This is a genomic window from Paenibacillus etheri (assembly GCF_001012825.1).
GTDB lineage: Bacteria > Bacillota > Bacilli > Paenibacillales > Paenibacillaceae > Paenibacillus_AQ > Paenibacillus_AQ etheri.
In genome coordinates, this window is the sequence record NZ_LCZJ02000033.1 from 70,229 (window position 1) to 88,169 (window position 17,941).

The following is a 17,941-nucleotide window of genomic DNA, read 5'->3' on the forward strand; positions in this document are numbered from 1 at the left end:
CCGCTTCTCCTAAAGGAAGAAGCGGTTCATTAATTTAGTATTCTGTTATGTCTACCCTATACGCTGAACTTCGATAATTTCTCCTTTAACTGCAAGGATGCATCCTCCAGCTTCAAAGAAAGCTCTACCAAATGATCACTTACACTTTGTTGCTCTCCACTAAGAGAGGCAACCTCTTGAGATGCAGCTGATGATTCCTCAGCTATAGAGCTTACGTTGCTCATCGAATCGGATAGAACCTTTTGTGATTGACTCAAGCTGTCCATCGACACAGTTACAGCATTCAGACGGGCGATAAAATGCAGCATCTGATCCTGCACAGATACAAAGATATCGCTAGTGCTCTGCACGGAGCTCATTTGCTGATTAAAGAGTGGTGCAACTTCTGAAAGGACTACAACCGTCTCGTTCATATCTTTCATAACGGTATCTGTTATTTCAGCCACAACAGCAATAGACTCTTTCGATTGATCTGCAAGCTGGCGTATTTCATCAGCTACCACCATGAATCCTCGCCCGGCCTCACCTGCTCTTGCTGCTTCAATGGTGGCATTTAGTGACAAGATATTCGTCTGCTGTGTAATATTTTGCAGGACATTAAGAACCTTCATTACGGAAGAGGCCGTTTCTGTCAGCTCGTTAACTTTCATCACAAGCTGATTCGTCTTCAGGCCCGTCCTATTCGTCTCATTAAGTAATTCTTTCAATCTGTTGAAGCCTCCCTCACTAAGTTCGCCGATGCTGTGTGCGGTGTGATCCATCTCGTGAGTAGCTGAATTGACTAATTCCATCTGTACCGAAATTTGCCCTGTCAACTCATTGCCACGATCAGCTTCCAAGGCCAGACTGCCTGCACCACCGGCAATTTCTTCCGTGGCCGCAGCAATATCCATGGCTGCATCAGCTGTCTTACGCGAAACACCGCTAAGCTCATCGGCGGTTTCCAGTACCTTCCGAGCGGTTTCATTAGTATGAATAACCAGCTCTGTTATCCGTTCCATCATCATGTTAAAAGAGCTGGATAACTGACCAATTTCATCACGTGAGGTGATATTTGTACGTACTCCTAGATTCCCTTCGGCTCCCTCAGACATCAGATTCTTAAGTCTGGTCAACGGACGAGATACCATTCTTACCATCCAGTACCCAATCAGAATGGCGATAACTGCTGCTATAGCTACAATAAGATAGGTAGTCTTGAGAATACGCAGCGCGTCTTTCGTCAAGTTCTCAGCGGGTACAACACCAAGTAATCTCCACCCCGAGGTTTCTAGTGTTCCGTATACAGCTAATATTGATTTCCCCTTCTCATCCTTTGTTGGCAATGAGCCTGCTGTATTCTGCAGACCACCCAGAAGCGTACCTCCCAGATTTAGATATGTATCCGTCCCCACTTGCTGGGAGGAGGCAATCAATTCATCCTTATTCGTCAGCAATTGCATGTAGGAGCTTGTTCCAAGGTCCACTTTACGAAGCTGATTTTCTAACTCGCTAATTCTGATATCGCTAACGACTATGTATCCCGAGCTTTTGGAATCACCGGCAATCGATTTGGCCAAATGGAAAACACCTGACGCATTTCCTTCCTGGCCCTGTAATTCACGTGGAATCCATACACTCTGTGGCTTCTCCTCTAGCTGTTTGAACCATGAGGATTCTCTGAAACTCTCAATAAAAGCGTTATCTTTTGTACCCGCCGAAGAAATTGGTAAACCTTCATTCATCGGAATAAGGTATACGGCCTCCACACCGTTTGAAGCAGTGAGCCAATCATTTAGCTCCGCACTAATCTGGTTAGACAGTACCTTACGTTCCTCATTACTCGTAGTGGGATTATTCCCTTGTTTGAGTGCATTTTGAATTTCATTGTTGTACAAGATTCTTCCTAGACCATCCTCATAACGTAGCAATTCCACATCAAACTTCTCAGCGGTTTGAACGACTGTCTGTTGATTGGCTGACAGCGCATTCGTCTCGATCGTATGCTCAGCTACGGAATAGGAAGTGTAGCCGAGAGAGAGCACGAGCACCATCGTCGAAACAAAGAAGATGAGAAAAAGCCGCACCCCAATGGATTTGGATGGATGCAGCTGGAATCGCCTTTTTCCTTTTTTCTCTTGTACTTTCATCTAATCATTCACCACCGTTGTCGTCTGTTCTGCCTACTGGCTTATCGTTTACAAGGTCATGAACATCTGTAACACCCGATCGGAAAGATATGGCAAATACTCATGACCGTACTCATAATAAACCATAAGCTCTTTGGGCGCTAGTATTTTGTTGTATGCGGCAAACTGCGTTGAAGGTGGACAAATCACATCGGATAACCCTGTAACCCACAACACTTTGGCCTGAATTCGCTCCGCGAGATTCTGAATATCGATGTAACCCAACCTATTAAAAATCTCGTCCTCACGTAAATGATGGGGATCAAAAAAGCGGAAGTAATAGTTAATTTCCTCATAAGCTGACGTAGTGATATCAAGCTCCCAAGCCCGTCTATAATCCGAAAGAAACGGGTACACAGGAACAGCCATGCTCACACGAGGCTCTAATGCTGCACAAGCTACAGTAAGCGCTCCTCCTTGAGATAAACCAAAAGCACCTACACGTGCTGGATCAACCTCTTCCATAGACATCAATATTCGAGCAGTCTGTGCTGTATCCAGAAACACATTCCGATAGTACAGGTGGTCCGGAGTAGGATCGTCAATGCCGCGGATGATGTGTCCACGAATGGTTGTGCCTTTTACAGTAAGATTATCCTCGGAAAGTCCGCCCTGTCCCCGGCAATCCATCGCAAGGACACTAATCCCATGGGCCGCATAAGTCACCTTCTCCATCCAATCCCCGCTGTCACAGGAATATCCGTGAAACATCACGACACCGGAACCTTTTTCCGAACCTCTTTTCTTCGGTCTTACATATTTACAATGGATTCTTGCTCCGCCAACGCCGGTAAAATAAAGATGATAACATTCCGCTAGCTCGCTGACGAACTCCGCAGGCTCTAGTTCATAATCAAGCGGTTGGGCGTCCAGATCACGTAAAGCCCGCTCCCAAAACGCGTCAAAATCGACCGGCTTCGGGCTGCTTCCGTTATATTTTTTTAATTGTGACAATGTCATGTCGCTTCCCATATTTAGGTCCTCCTTAAAGTTTTTTTTACTTAAAAACAATGGAAACGGAAAACCCGCATATGCGGGTTTTCCGTTGGCTTCTACTAATAACAGGAGCTTGATAGTTGCACTTTCTGCAACTATCGGCTTTAGCTTAGATGTATAGAGGTCTCATGAAGGGGATAGCACTCACTCGTCGCCCTTTGGCTGCACTTTGTGCAATAGAATCACTCCATATGAGCGTCAATCGGTGTTCTATTGCACTTTGTACAATCAGATCGAGCGAAACGAGCATAAAATTGATTTTTTCAGAAATCCATTGCAGAAAGTGTAATAGATTCTATTTTTCAGACAAAATCGAGAGTTTCTATTGCAAAGAATGCAATGAATAGCCCAAAGCCCAAAACACACAATGTGCAGAACCCAGAATCAAAACGCAGCGCACAGTTCACTTCTTTCAAGCGCTACACGACCACCAAGCATCTACCCTATTAGATTTTGCCTAGACCGGCATCATCGCCAACCTCTTCATGGGTGTCGATGACATACTTGACGATTTCATCAACTGTTGTATAAGCAACACCTACGTAAGTATCAGCAGCGCCATAATAGATGGCGATACGGCCGGTTTCCGCATCATGCAGAGTAGCACATGGGAACAGAACGTTATTCACAAAACCTCTTTCCTCGTACCACTCTTCAGGGGTTAGCACAAAATTTTTCGAGCGATATTTCACCTTTGAAGGCTCATTAATATCCAAAATAACTGCACCCATGCTATATACAAGACCGTTGCAGGTTCCAGTAACGCCATGGTAGAACATCAACCAGCCTTCAGAGGTCTCAATCGGTGCAGGTCCGCCCCCAATTTTCACACTTTGCCACCAGCCTTGACCACCCTTGGTCATTACATGACGATGCTTACCCCAATATACGAAGTCAGGGCTCTCACTAAGGAACACATCACCAAATGGTGTATGACCACTGTCACTTGGACGGGACAACATCACGAAGTTGTTATTGATTTTTCTAGGGAAGAGAACGCCGTTCCGGTTGAAGGGCAGGAATGGATTTTCCAAGCTGACAAATGTTTTGAAATCTTGTGTTTTGGCAACGCCGATGGCCGCGCCGTAAAAATCTGTACACCAGATAATATAAAATGTATTTTCGACCTTAACCAGACGTGGATCGTAAGCATAACGCGGCTGATAAGGTTTACCTTCTTCATCTATAAATTGGATCGGCTCATCATCGATTTTCCAATCTAGACCGTCCACACTATGTCCCATACGCAAATGCGGACGAGTTGTGTTATCTTCCACACGAAATACTCCAATAAAACTACCTTCATACGCAGCAACCGCACTATTAAAAATACGGGCTACACCTCTTGCAGGATTTCTTTTGATAACCGGGTTATCATTATGTCTCCAAATCGGATTCTCGTAGCCGGCAGGCTTATCCTGCCAAGGCATGTTCGGGATGTTAATTGCACTCGCTCCTACCAATTTCACTTCACTCATTAGTATTCCCTCCAAATGTATGCAACTTTTTAGGTTGCTATTTTATCTAGTACTGCTATGAAATCTATTACTAAGCTTACTTAACGGAACCTTGCGAGAATCCATTGTAAATATACTTTTGCAACGCGGTAAACACAACCAATGTAGGAATAATTGCGATCATAATCGCCGCACATATTACTTCCCACTGTGATCCGTACGGACCTTTAAACTTAAAGAGCGCTGTGGAGATCGTTTGGAGATCAGTTTTCGGCATATATAGGAAAGGAGTGTAAAAATCGTTATAAATATTTACGCCCTTCACAATAATTACTGTTACAATCGCCGGCTTCAGCAGTGGCAAAATAATTCTCCAATAAATCGTCCAATAAGAAGCCCCGTCCAGCATCGCGGATTCATCCAGTGATTCGGAGATCGAATCCAAGAACTGCATAAAAATATACACAGCGATAATATCCGTACCGAGGTACATGACGATGGGTGCCCATCTGGTATTAAACAAGCCCAAGTGATTGATGATTTGGAAAGTCGCCACTTGAGTAGTAACACCCGGGATCAGGGTAGCAATCAGAAACATACTGATGAGAACTTTACTGCCTTTAAATTTGAAGCGGGATAAAATATAAGCCATCATCGAACCCGTCAGCGTCGCACCCAAGATAGAGATCACAACGATAATGACAGTGTTTTTAAAACCAAGAAGCATTTTGCCATCAACAAAAGCCTTAGTGTAGTTGGAGAAATTCAGCCAATTCTCAGGCAGTGTTAACGGTCCGGTTGATGCGTATTCTGGCCCTGTTTTTAATGAAGCGAAAAACACAACTACGATAGGTATTAACGCTGCAAGTGCTCCCAAAATCAAGGTGAGATATTTGAATATACTAGCAGTGGTATATTTTACAGAATGCATAGTTTATTTCTCCTCCTTGATCAGAACGCGCTGCAAAATAGTAACTACTATAACGATACCCAGCAAAACTACGGCCATTGCTGATGCCAATCCAACTTTGCTATATTTGAAAGCTACATCGACCGTCTGAATAACAAATGTGCTACTTCCGTTAGATCCGCCTGTCATGACGTATGGAATTTCAAATACACCAATGGCGCCACTAACTGCCAGGATCAAGTTCAATTGCAGAATACGTTTAATACTTGGCAAAATAATATGCATAAACTGATGCCATCTGTTTGCACCATCAATCTCAGCTGCTTCATAAATATCCGAACCGATAGAGGAAATAGCCCCAAGGAAGATCAGGAAGTTCATCCCCATGTATCTCCACAGTGACGCACCCGCGAGTGAGAAGTTAATCAAATTCGGATTGAGAAGCCACTTCTGCTGTAATCCACTAAGTCCGAGCAGATTAAGAATCGTGTCTAGCGTTCCATCTGGTTTGAAAAAGAAAAGAAAGATAAAGCCGATCGCTACACCGTTTAGCAAGGTTGGGAAGAACAAAATCCCTTTGAATAGATTTTTCATACGAACACTAAAGCTCAGAATGGTTGCAAAATACAAAGCAAGCGCCATCTGAATAAAGGTGGTGAAGAAATAATACAAGCTGACCTTAAATACGGAAAAATACTCAGGTTTCGTAAAAATGGTCTTATAATTCTCCAGCCCAACGTACTCCATATTTTTACTTAGTCCATTCCAGCTGGTGAAGCTGTACCGAAACATACTGATTACTGGATAATAAGCAAACGTAAGTAGTAATACGATCGGCACTAATGAGAACAAGAATATGATGGCAATCCGTTGATTTTTATAGCTCAAATTTGAAAACTTTAACACCCGATACACCTCCAGAAAAAGCATCCTCATTTAGTTATGTCTAGTTTAAATATGAAGGGGGAAATGCCAGTTAGCACATCCCTTCCCACATTCACTGCCGCTATAGCATTAAGAAAGCTTATAGTTTTTACTGTGCTGTGACTTTCGCGCGAGCGGCCTTCCACTTGTCATTCAGGTCTTTCATAATGTCGTCATAGGATTCTTTTCTGTTGCCAATCGCTGCTTCAATAATGCGTTTCTTAAAGTCTGGCTGCCAAGCACCGATTTCAGCTTGTTTGTCGATTTCATCAGACCAGCCTTCTTCGCCAGCTTTAGCAGGAGCAAGGGTATCAAATGTTACCTCTGTACCTTCATATTGTTTCAGAATTTCTGGAAGCTCTGCACCGATCGCCGGGCTCATACCGCCACCTTCAGTCGTTGGGTAACCAGATTCGTTGATAAACCAATCCACCCAAGCTCTAGCAGCTTCTTTGTTTTTACTGTGAACGCTAACGCCCAGATTGTAATCACCCGCAAGCGGCACAAGCACTTTATCTGCATTCGTAGGGAATGGCATAAAGCCAACATCATCAGGATTCATTGCTAGACCTTTGATTTGACCAATCGCCCAAGATCCAAGAACCATAGTACCGATTTTTCCGTTTGCTAGATCAGCTTTGGAAGATTCCCAGTCTGTTGTAGTTGGGTCTTCTTCAATCAAACCTTTTTGCGCTGCATCATACAAAATTTTGTACAGTTCATAGTGAGGTTGACCTGGAGAATAGTTATCATCGCTAGCCACTTGACCAATGTTGACATAGTCACGATTGCCGGCAACAGTTGCCAGATCTGATTCCCATTGGGTTAATGTCCAGCCAGCTGCGTAGTTTGTGTACAGAGGCACAGCTTTTGTTTTGTCTTTAATCGATTGCAGAGCAGTCAAGAATTGTTCAGGTGTTCTTGGAACCTCTGCAATTCCAGCATCTTTGAAGACTTGTTTGTTGTAAATAATACCGTTAAAGTTGATTGTCATTGGAATTCCGTAGGCCATTCCGTCTACTGCACGTTCTTCCACACCTGTATATTGCTTTTGCATATCTTCGAGTTTACCCAGTGGTTCGAAGAAATCCGGAATATCTTTAATAGCTATGCTTGTTGGCAACAAGAGCACGTCGCCATAGTCACTAGTACTCATCCGGATTTTAATTTGATCCTCATAAGTAGCGAGCGCTTCAAAGTTTACCTTTACATCAGGATATTTCTCATTGAACTTAGCCGCATACTCTTTGAATACGGTATCAACAATATCCGTTCTTTGCGTAATAACCGTGATATCCCCTTTAATGTCCTTGGCTGCTGCATCATCAGCCGGAGCTGCACTCGCCTCTGTTGAGGATCCATTGCTTCCTGTGTTTTTAGCGCCTTCATTGTTAGTGTTGTTGTTTGAAGAACAACCGCTAAACAATCCTGCCATAAGTGTCAATGCCATCAAACTCATCATTGTTTTGCCTTTTTTCATGTTTTTACGACCCCTCTCTTCAATTTGACTCTAATTTAGTTTAATAACAAAAATAATAACTTTTATCACCACTTGCGATTTAAAAGAGTAATCATCAACACTAAAATCATTGATAACTTTTGAAAACAAGTGATGATATCGCTTACAAATTCATTATAAATCTATTTTTAACGCAAAACGATGGTTTGAATTGCTTTTTCTGGTCTTGTATTTGTTATATTTGTTTTCATTATAGTAATTTTGTTATCTAATTTATCGAAAATAACCACAAAAAAAGAGAGCTTTCCGCTCTCCTAAATAATAGCTTCCTATATAAGTCTAAAACTCACGTTGCATTTTCGGTAATTTACAGCCGCTTTTATAATCCTTAGGTGTCATACCACACATTTTCTTAAACAATTTATTAAAATAAACTGGATCACTATAACCTACCTTATCGGCAATTTCATAATTTTTCAGGTCGGGATGCTCCATCAGCAATTCTTTCGCCTTAGTAATACGAATCCGAATTAGATAATCGGTTATGGTTTGGCCCGTCTTTATTTTGAATAAACGGCTGAGGTAGCTCGCATTCATACCGACGATCTCCGCCAAACGCTCAAGTTCGAAGTTCTGATCATACTCCCTCTCCAGTATGCTTTTAGTCTGTTCAACAACATAATGCTCTCCACCATCAGCCGCTTGAGAGAACATTTCCTCCTGCTCTTTGACATTCTTTTTCTTTGCATCCTCTACTCTCTTGAGCAGTTCATATAGCTGAGTCTTATCAATAGGTTTTAGTAAATAATCCATCACCCCATGGCGGATTGCCCGGCGTGCATATTCAAATTCACTAAAACCGCTAAGAACGGCAATAGGTATATCCTCCATATGTCCTCTAACCTGTTCAATCAACATAAAGCCATCCATTCTAGGCATTTTTATATCTGTAATAAGCAGATCCATTTCATCTCGGGATAACTTTTCAATATGCTCCCAGGCTTCCAATCCGTTACCGTAGGATCCAATTACATGTACGTCTAATTCCATTCTGGATGTGATTTTTTCGAGTCCCCTGCGAATGACTTCCTCGTCGTCCGCAATCATAACATTTATCATTTGAGTCCTGCCCTCCAGTTGTATCTGCCAGTTATTATGATTGCGCGATCATCACGAATAGTATTCTCCCCATGGATTACGTCAATGTACGATTGCGCTCATTTATAGTTGTATTTACTATAACGAAAGTTATTCAAATTTCCCAGCCGCAACTATAAATTGTCCTTGAAATCATCTTCGAAAAAGTATATAACTAAATTAAGTTGTTATTATAAACTAACAAATTAATAATAACTTAATAACAAATAGTTAATTTTTCTATTTTCAATGTAAAGTGGGGATTCTTGATGGGATTTAACAACGAATACATTGCAGGCGTAACCTGGGGTTTCTCGGGTATACGTGGTTCATGGATAACGAAAGAAGCTGAACGTTCGATGGAACTCATGTCTTCAGTCACCGGTGCGAACTGGACGGCCATTGCTCTTAGTGCGCTTCAAGCTACCGCTCATTCAACGGAAATTCCCTATTGGGAAACTCCAACCGTTAGTGACGAAGAAGTGAAATGCGCCATTAGTAAAGCGAAGTCACTGCAGCTAAAGGTATGTCTGAAGCCAATTGTGAATTGCGCTGACGGAACTTGGCGTGCTCACATTAACTTTTTCGATAAGGATGTTCCTTGCGAGCCTAAATGGTCTGAGTGGTTCAGCTCATATACCAAGTTTATTCTGCACTATGCTGCCATCGCAGAGGAAACAGGCTGTGAGATGTTCTGTATCGGCTGCGAGCTTGTACAAACGGATAGACGGGAAACCGAATGGCGTACGCTTATTGCGGAGGTTCGGAAGGTTTACTCAGGTATTCTTACTTATAATTGCGATAAGTATCAGGAGGATAACGTGACCTGGTGGGATGCGCTCGATGTGATTTCTTCAAGTGGATATTATCCAGCCAACGATTGGGAAGCTCAGCTCGACCGGATTGAAAGTGTAGTGCGATCACAGAATAAGCCGTTCTTTTTTATGGAAGCTGGTTGCCCTAGTCGGAGCGGGAGCGCGGCGATTCCTAATGATTGGACCTTGAAGGGTGAACCAAGCCAAGAGGAACAAAGCAAATTCTATCAGGCAATGTTTCAAGGCTGTGATCGCAGAGATTGGGTTCAGGGCTTTATGCTCTGGGACTGGCCTACTCACCTTTATCCAATTCATGAAGCTGAACAGAATGATGATTATTGTATGTATGGCAAGCAAGCCGCTGGAATCATCAACGAATATTTCACCTCGAAAATCAATAAGTAATGTGAGGAGGGACTAATGACCAATGATTAATTCACCAGAACTATGGCTGACACAACTTGAGGATGAGCTGCAGGGTAATATTCTCAGCTTTTGGATGAAACAAACGAAGGACGAAATCAATGGCGGATTTGTTGGCGAAATGGACAATCAGCTGAACATTGCGCCTGACGCGGAGAAAAGCCTTGTGCTAAATGCCCGCATTCTTTGGTCCTTTGCGAGCGCTTACCGGATCTACGGCAAGACAGAATATCTAGCCATGGCAGAACGCGCCTATGCATACCTGATGGATCACTTCATCGATAAAGAATATGGCGGATTATACTGGATGGTTGATGCTAAGGGCAGACCTTCACAGGAGAAAAAACAGATCTACGGCCAAGCTTTTGCAATCTATGCACTGGCTGAGTTCTACCAAGCGACCGGACGGCCTGAAGTGTTAGATGAGGTAATTCATATATTCCAGTTCGTTGAGAAACATGGCTATGATTCTATTTATAAAGGTTATGTTGAAGCCTTATCTCGGGAATGGCAAGTCACGGATAACCTCAGCCTTAGCAGCAAAGACATGAATGAGAAAAAATCTATGAACACGCATCTACACGTGTTGGAAGCGTATACCGGACTTTATCGAGTATGGCAGTCAGAAGAGCTAGAGCGTAAGCTGGCTGAGTTAATCGAAACGATGCTGGATCATATCATTGATGAGGAAGGCAAGCATTTTCATCTTTTCTTAGATGAGGCATGGAATGTGAAATCAGATATTATCTCGTATGGACATGATATCGAGGGCAGCTGGCTGCTGGTGGAAGCCGCAGAAATCCTTGGTGAAGAGAAGCTGCTGCAGCGCGTACAAGCTGTCGCTATCTCCATGGCAGAGGCCGTTCTTGCAGAAGGCATAGATAGCGATAGCGGGATATGGAATGAAGCTGACCCGAACGGATTGCTGAGCAAAGAGAAAGATTGGTGGCCACAAGCTGAGGCAGTTGTAGGATTCTATAATGCTTATCAGCTGACCGGTGACAGCAAATTTAACGAGGCCGCTCAAGCCTCCTGGACTTTTATTGATAAATATATGGTGGATCACCAATTAGGCGAATGGTACTGGAGTGTAGATGAGAATTACCAGCCTTTAGCTCATGCTCCAAAGGTTAGTGCCTGGAAATGTCCTTATCATAACAGCAGAGCCTGCTTCGAAATGATCGCACGACTGAAATCAACTATAAAGGAGACTGTATAATGTCATCATTATTTCAAGAGCGCAAACAACAACTAACAGATCGTTATGAAGCACTGATCACCCGTAAAAATAAAAAGCTTCCTTATGGAAACGGTATTTATGACCGATATACTTATCCACTGCTTACCGCTGAGCACGCTCCTCTAATCTGGCGGTATGATTTCAACCCAGACACCAACCCTTATTTTGCCGAAAGAATTGGCGTCAACGGTGTATTCAACCCAGGTTCCATTGAACTGAACGGCAAGTTCTACCTCGTTGCACGTGTTGAAGGTAACGACCGCAAATCTTTTTTCGCTGTGGCTGAAAGTGACAATGGTTCGGATGGCTTCCGCTTCTGGGATCATCCAGTCGTGCTGCCCGAGACAGAAGTTCCGGATATTAACGTCTACGACATGCGTCTTGTCAGTCATGAAGATGGCTGGATCTACGGCCTCTTTTGTACAGAACGCAAAGATCCGGATGCCCCGCACGGCGATCTTTCTAGTGCAGTAGCACAATGTGGTATTGTACGCACAAAGGATCTGAAGACCTGGGAACGTCTGGCCGATCTTAAGACAGGTTCTGCTCAGCAGCGTAATGTCGTGCTCCACCCTGAATTTGTAGATGGAAAATATGCCTTTTATACTCGTCCACAGGATGGATTCATTGATGCAGGGTCCGGTGGTGGTATTGGCTGGGGACTCTCGGATACGATTGAGAATGCTGTGATCACCAGTGAGACAATCATGGATGAGCGCCACTACCACACCATTAAGGAAGTAAAGAATGGTCAAGGTCCTGCACCTATCAAAACTACAAAAGGTTGGCTGCATATTGCTCATGGTGTACGTAATACCGCTGCTGGTCTCAGATACGTGCTTTATGCCTTTTTATCTGATCTGGAGGAGCCAAATAAAGTCACCCATTCACCAGGCGGTCATTTCATCGCACCAGACGGTGAAGAACGTGTCGGCGATGTCTCTAACGTCGTATTCTGTAATGGTGTGATTGCACGTGATAACGGTGAGATCTATATTTACTATGCTTCTTCCGATACTCATATCCATGTAGCTACAACTACCGTTGACCAAATGTTAGATTACGTACTGAACACACCAGAAGACCCGCTTCGCTCTTATGCTTGTGTACAACAACGTATCGCCCTCATTGATCGTAATTTTGCACTGTAAATAGATAACCTTAAAAATCAACAGAGCAGCGATTCTCCTGTTATTGGAGGATCGCTGCTCTGCGTTTTTTGATCATTCTATGCCTTCTTCAACCGTATATCTATTATCCAAAAAGGCTTACGGACTTAGAACGAATCATGGAGCTATTCCATCTCCCTTATGGTTGATAAATATGCCTTTGATTCAACAGGAAATCCATGGACCGGAGCAAATGTATTTATTTCATCCTCAAGCATAGACATCAAAATCAAGTTATGAAATTCTCCATCTACATAAAGAGCATCCCGCTCCACACCATCGCGCTTGAAACCGAGCTTCTCATAGACATGAATGGCTCTTGGATTAAATGGATATACACCTAGATGGATGCGATGCAGCTTCAAGGATTCAAAGCCATACCGCAGCATTTGAGTCATAGCCTCAGTACCGTAACCTTTCCCTCTATGTTCATGACTACGAATCCCAATTCTAATATTTGCACTACGGTTGTCTGGATCTATTTCGTTCAATACCACTTCTCCGATAAGCTCATCCGCTTCCTTGACGATAATCATAAGATCTACACGATCCTCAGTTGGAACACTAATCTTACGAATCCAGTCCGCAGTTTGCTCGCGAGAGATTTCTCCTGCGACCCCGTTAGACGTCCCATCTCCTCATCAAGTAAAAAGTTGTAATAGGCCTCCAGATCAGATGCTTCTACACCACGCAGATGAATACGCTCGCCCTCAATCTTTGGCATTGTAAATGGTTCTGACATAACTGAATTCCCCCCTAACGAAAATCCCATGACTTTCAATTATTTTTAATCGGCTAATTTCTAGTCTCGCGGTATATCCACAGAATCACGATGCACTATGTCTGCTGCGATCAGGATCTTCTCCAGTGGTGCAGTGGGGTACCCAATCCGACTTAGCAGCTTCTCCACTGCCGCCCGGCCCATCGCTTCTTTTGGGACATGCACAGTAGTGAGTGCTGGAACGCCTCTTGAGGCATCCTCAATATTATCAAAGCCTGTAACCGAGATATCCCCTGGAATATTAAGACCTTCTGCCTTCAGGATATCACTGACCGAGAGCGCTGTTTTGTCATTGGCGCAGACCAAGGCAGTTGGTAGTGTCTTAGCTTTTTTCCCCTTCATCACCCAATTTTTAAAATCCTCTTGGAATACATCTTCCTCTACTCCTTCCAAAAAGAGATTCGCATCATCCTCCAAAGGCAGTCTTATCCCACTCTCCTCCAGCGCACTCCGAAAGCCGATCCACCGATCCCGGAAACTGCGTGAAAATCCAATATTCCCGATAAAATGCATTTGAGTATGGCCTGTCCCCATCAAATGGTTGGTAAGCCGAGCCATAGAATCCACATTGTTCGCGAATACAGTATCGCTTGGAATTAATGGATCTTCATGGTCAATCAACACCATCGGCAGACCGATGCGATGTACCTCAAGCAGTAAAGAAGTGGAGATTTCGCCCACACCTACTAAACCAAGAATCCCACTCGGGTTCAAGATATTAACGAAATTATCCGCACGATTCTCAGAGATGATCACCATCCCTAGTCCTTCTTGATCCAGCGCAAGGGCAATACCGTCCACAATCTTCCCCCAATATAAGGAATCTTGAGTCTGCGAGCGGATATTCGGCATTAATACAAGTACAGATTGCTTATTCCGATCACTGCCCCCTACCGGAGGAGTTCGTTTTATACCTTGGACAAAAGCATTCTTTTGCGTAAAGTAGCCTAACTGCGAAGCCGCTTGAATAACTCGTTCTCTGGTCGTTTCATTAACGCCAGCTTTACCCGATAATGACTTAGAGACAACAAATTTAGATACACCGAGATGATCAGCTATTTTTTGCATGGTGACCTTTTTAGCCATATTAAACCCTCCAGATATTTACTTGAAATTAATGTACTTATTCTAAGGCTGTGAAGCCACCTGTGTTTCCGCTCGCGCTTCCTTCCATTTGGCATTCAGTTCATCAAAAGCCTTCTGTAAATCAGGTGCAGCAAGTAACTCCTGAATATAGTCACCAGACCAAAAGGATAGCTTGGCTCTATTCGCGAGATCGATGAAAGCATCACTTTGTACGGTAGTGTCCAGTAGCTTAGGTTTATAAGATAGAAATTCACGGTATTGCGGCATAGCAGGCTTCAAGCTACCATCTGCCGGTAGGAATCCCCAATCATCTTTATAAGAAGTTTCCTTTACAAAATAATTTAACCAAGCCATAGCAAGCTCTTTATTCTTGCTGAATTTACTGACCCCTATGAACCAGTCTGAATGAATAGGCGCATAATGAGTGTCATTATTATCATATGGAAACGGGAAGAATCCAATATCATCTGGCGAAGCCCCAACATCAAGAACTTGCCGAATCGTCCAATTTCCTAGTAAATACATACCCGCTTGCCCCTTAGCAAGTTTTGTCTTCGATATCTCCCAATTGTTCGAGAATAGTTCATCTTCAACATAACCTTTGGCAATTAAGGTGCGAGCAATGGAAATGGATTTCCCCCATTCATTATCAAGCTGCCACGGACTATCCTCATTTATCATATTATTAAGATATTCAGGGTTACCTGCCATATAGTTAACTAGAGTATTTCCCCACTCACGCAGTGGCCAAACCGCTCCATAATTCATATACAGCGGGATAACTCCTGCCTGTTTCAGCTTAGCGCAGGCTTCATAGAATTCATCCAGCGTCCTTGGAACAGAAGTGATTCCTGCTTTTTCGAATGCCCTTTTATTATAGACAATCCCAATCGTAGTAGTTCCCGTCGATAACCCATATCGTTTGCCCTCATAGCTAGAAAAAGAAGGAAAACGCTCACCAGCAGTTGTTTTTTCGTCTAGCGGTTCGAAAAAATAATCCAGTTCCTTAGCAGGAAGATTTACTGGAAGCAGCAGTACATCACCAGCATCCTTAGTGGACAGCCGTACCAGAATATCCGTCGCGTAGTTGGACAGACCTTCAAATTCGACATTCGCTTCGGGATACTTTAGCTTGAATTGATCCGCGTATCCTTGAAAGGTTCCGTTCTCAATCAGATCTATTCGATTGGTCATCATAACTATAGTGCCGGATAAGTCAGAGTTCACCTCGTTTCCAACTGGAGGCACTATAGATTCCGTCTGCTTGGTATTGTTCTCACAGCCACTAATCGATAACAAAAAGAGAAGCAGCAGTATGGTACGCATAGACCAGTGTAATCTCATCCCCTTCAACGGACAGCCCCCTCTTATATTAGTCAGGTAATCTAATCATTTCCGGTTCAAGCAATGGCAACGACAAAATAACATCGGTCCCTTGTCCAAGCTCACTATATACCTCAATTCCAAATGCCGCTCCATAATGAAGGCGCACTCGCTGCTGTACATTTTTCATACCAATGCCACCATTGATACTTTTCTTAGGAGGACTTTCGTTCTGCAGCCCATCGTTCAACCTCTCCAAAGTGACCTTATCCATTCCGCAGCCGTCGTCCTTAATATGAAACAACAGCATTTGCTCAGTAATCTCGTAACGGATGCTTAGATGCATTTGCGTTTTGTTATCATCTAAGCCGTGATAGGCAGCATTCTCTATGATCGGCTGGAAGACCAGCTTGATAATAGAGTAGTTATCTAACTCCTGCGGCACGTCGATCTCGAGCACGAAACGATTAGGGTAGCGACAATTCAGCAGTTCAACATAATTATAGACATATCCAAGCTCTTTCTTCATTGTCGTTTTACCGTTCAAATCACTTGTACTATACCTTAGCAATTTACCTAAAATAGAGATCATATCTGCAGCTTCAATATCATCATTGAGCTCAGCGGTCATTCGGATCGACTCCAGCGTATTATAGATAAAATGAGGATTAATTTGACTCTGCAGAGCGTGAAGCTCCGCTTCCTTCTTCTGTTCTTCGATTCTGTAAATATCCTGAATTAACTGCCTGATCCGAGCCAACATTCGATTGAACTGATGCCCGAGCAGACCAATCTCATCACGCCGTCTAACCCTAAACATCACATCCAGATCGCCACCCTGAACCTTTTTCATTAGGTGAATCATTTGGGATAGTGATTTAGTGAGCGCAAAGGAAAGAATAATTGAAATAATTAACGCCAACACAATGATACTTAATGTAGCTGCGAGCGTCGCATTACGAGTCACCTTCACATCACGCATCAGCACATCCACAGGAATGGAGATAATGGCCTTCCAATTGCTCTTGCTAGAACTTGAGTATATATTCAGAAATTCTTTTCCGTTGACTGTATCATAGAAACTTCCGGATATCCCACCGACCCTTTTGAATAGATCTGAATCAGATACATCCGTGGCAAGAAGTTTTTTGTCGCTGTCGTACACGACCATCCCTTTCTCATCAACGATCAGAGATTTGCCATGTGTTACTTTATCCAGCTCTGAAACTCGATTCTCCAGATTGCTAATATTCGCTTCTACCGCGATCAGCCCAATCGGATTCAACAAGCCATCCACAATTTTACGAACAACGGTAAAAGCATATCGAGTACTTTGCAAATTACTCGTAAACGATTGGGTACCAAACAATAGTGCTTCTCCGGTGGAATCCTTCGTCTGCTGACTCCAGTACTTATAGCTTTGATCGAGGTCGAGGCGTACGCCACCATCTTTGGCAGAATAATAACCATTCCCATGCGCGTCAAAAATATAAACCGTGTTCGCGCCTCGCTTAATATTGTTAATAAATGAAATATTACCCTCTATCCCCCGCTGAATGGACAGCAGCAGATCAAAATCTCCAGGCGAAAATGAGGCACTGCCTGATTTTCCATCCATGATCTCTTTCTGCTCATGGTAGTGGTTTGAACGAATTAAATTTTGTTTAATATCGTTCACATAGGCCGGCATAGATGAAATACGCTTCATATCTTCGATATAATCATATACTCCATCCATCATTTGTTCGATTAACTTCTCAGAATAAGCAACGGTATTGCCCTGAATGGATTGTGAATAACTCTTGTAAGTAAACACACTGATGAAGGTGAGCGGAAGGGTAATGATAATCAAAAAGACGAGGAGCAGCTTGCGTTCCATACTCATGTCCCCGATAACGGACCACCAGCCAAAGATGCCTTTACCTTTCATATGGTCCTTCTCCTTAACCTTTTTACCTAACTTGTTATTATTAATTACCTAACAAAATTATTATACGGGCAAGTTCTTCTTTACACAATAACAAAACCGCTTCTTCATAGCGAAGAAGCGGTT

The 17,941-nt window shown here is 43.2% G+C and carries 15 protein-coding genes; 3 read left to right on the forward strand and 12 right to left on the reverse strand.

Annotated features, from left to right (window positions below; genetic code table 11):
* Positions 1-56 precede the first annotated feature (56 nt).
* From UQ64_RS20060 to UQ64_RS20090, 7 genes are all read right to left on the reverse strand, one after another.
* The gene (locus tag UQ64_RS20060; RefSeq protein ID WP_060625261.1) at positions 57-2,129 is read right to left on the reverse strand and encodes a methyl-accepting chemotaxis protein; all 2,073 of its coding nucleotides are present in this window, start codon (positions 2,127-2,129) and stop codon (positions 57-59) included.
* A 48-nt stretch (positions 2,130-2,177) separates the two neighbouring features.
* On the reverse strand, positions 2,178-3,140 hold the full coding sequence (locus tag UQ64_RS20065) for an acetylxylan esterase (RefSeq protein ID WP_060625262.1): 963 nt from the start codon (positions 3,138-3,140) through the stop codon (positions 2,178-2,180).
* Between the two features lie 470 nt (positions 3,141-3,610).
* Positions 3,611-4,642, reverse strand: coding sequence for a glycoside hydrolase family 130 protein (locus tag UQ64_RS20070; RefSeq protein ID WP_060625263.1), 1,032 nt, complete (start codon positions 4,640-4,642; stop codon positions 3,611-3,613).
* 76 nt (positions 4,643-4,718) lie between these two features.
* Complete coding sequence (locus UQ64_RS20075; protein WP_042186110.1) at positions 4,719-5,552, reverse strand: carbohydrate ABC transporter permease; 834 nt, start codon at positions 5,550-5,552, stop codon at positions 4,719-4,721.
* Between the two features lie 3 nt (positions 5,553-5,555).
* On the reverse strand, positions 5,556-6,437 hold the full coding sequence (locus UQ64_RS20080) for a carbohydrate ABC transporter permease (protein WP_060625264.1): 882 nt from the start codon (positions 6,435-6,437) through the stop codon (positions 5,556-5,558).
* Positions 6,438-6,564: 127 nt separating this feature from the next.
* Positions 6,565-7,935, reverse strand: a complete 1,371-nt coding sequence (locus UQ64_RS20085) for an ABC transporter substrate-binding protein (protein WP_060625265.1) — start codon at positions 7,933-7,935, stop codon at positions 6,565-6,567.
* Positions 7,936-8,253: 318 nt separating this feature from the next.
* Complete coding sequence (locus UQ64_RS20090) at positions 8,254-9,033, reverse strand: response regulator transcription factor (RefSeq protein WP_060625266.1); 780 nt, start codon at positions 9,031-9,033, stop codon at positions 8,254-8,256.
* A 287-nt stretch (positions 9,034-9,320) separates the two neighbouring features.
* Here UQ64_RS20090 and UQ64_RS20095 point away from each other — a divergent pair, with 287 nt between their 5' ends.
* Genes UQ64_RS20095 through UQ64_RS20105 form a run of 3 tightly spaced genes read left to right on the forward strand, consistent with a single transcriptional unit; the run spans position 9,321 to position 12,680 of the window.
* The gene (locus UQ64_RS20095) at positions 9,321-10,271 is read left to right on the forward strand and encodes a glycoside hydrolase family 113 (RefSeq protein ID WP_060625267.1); all 951 of its coding nucleotides are present in this window, start codon (positions 9,321-9,323) and stop codon (positions 10,269-10,271) included.
* Between the two features lie 22 nt (positions 10,272-10,293).
* Positions 10,294-11,508: an AGE family epimerase/isomerase gene (locus UQ64_RS20100; protein ID WP_060625268.1), complete on the forward strand. Its 1,215-nt coding sequence runs from the start codon at positions 10,294-10,296 to the stop codon at positions 11,506-11,508.
* A complete protein-coding gene (locus UQ64_RS20105; RefSeq protein ID WP_060625269.1) occupies positions 11,508-12,680 on the forward strand; it encodes a glycoside hydrolase family 130 protein in 1,173 nt (390 codons plus the stop codon). Before UQ64_RS20100 ends, UQ64_RS20105 begins: the two co-directional genes overlap by 1 nt.
* A gap of 143 nt (positions 12,681-12,823) precedes the next feature.
* Here the strand turns inward: UQ64_RS20105 and UQ64_RS20110 are convergent, their stop codons facing one another.
* Genes UQ64_RS20110 through UQ64_RS20125 form a run of 5 tightly spaced genes read right to left on the reverse strand, consistent with a single transcriptional unit; the run spans position 12,824 to position 17,818 of the window.
* Positions 12,824-13,303: a GNAT family N-acetyltransferase gene (locus UQ64_RS20110; protein WP_342447607.1), complete on the reverse strand. Its 480-nt coding sequence runs from the start codon at positions 13,301-13,303 to the stop codon at positions 12,824-12,826.
* Positions 13,240-13,440 carry a GNAT family N-acetyltransferase gene (locus UQ64_RS32290; protein ID WP_245238114.1) on the reverse strand — a complete coding sequence of 67 codons (201 nt, stop codon included), beginning with the start codon at positions 13,438-13,440 and terminating at the stop codon, positions 13,240-13,242. The genes UQ64_RS20110 and UQ64_RS32290 overlap by 64 nt, the downstream gene beginning before the upstream one ends.
* A 60-nt stretch (positions 13,441-13,500) precedes the next feature.
* Positions 13,501-14,565, reverse strand: a complete 1,065-nt coding sequence (locus UQ64_RS20115) for a LacI family DNA-binding transcriptional regulator (RefSeq protein WP_060625270.1) — start codon at positions 14,563-14,565, stop codon at positions 13,501-13,503.
* A 42-nt stretch (positions 14,566-14,607) separates the two neighbouring features.
* Positions 14,608-15,909 (reverse strand): ABC transporter substrate-binding protein, encoded by a 1,302-nt coding sequence (locus tag UQ64_RS20120; RefSeq protein WP_245238154.1) that lies wholly within the window; start codon positions 15,907-15,909, stop codon positions 14,608-14,610.
* A gap of 28 nt (positions 15,910-15,937) precedes the next feature.
* On the reverse strand, positions 15,938-17,818 hold the full coding sequence (locus UQ64_RS20125) for a sensor histidine kinase (RefSeq protein WP_060625272.1): 1,881 nt from the start codon (positions 17,816-17,818) through the stop codon (positions 15,938-15,940).
* Between the last annotated feature and the right edge of the window lie 123 nt (positions 17,819-17,941).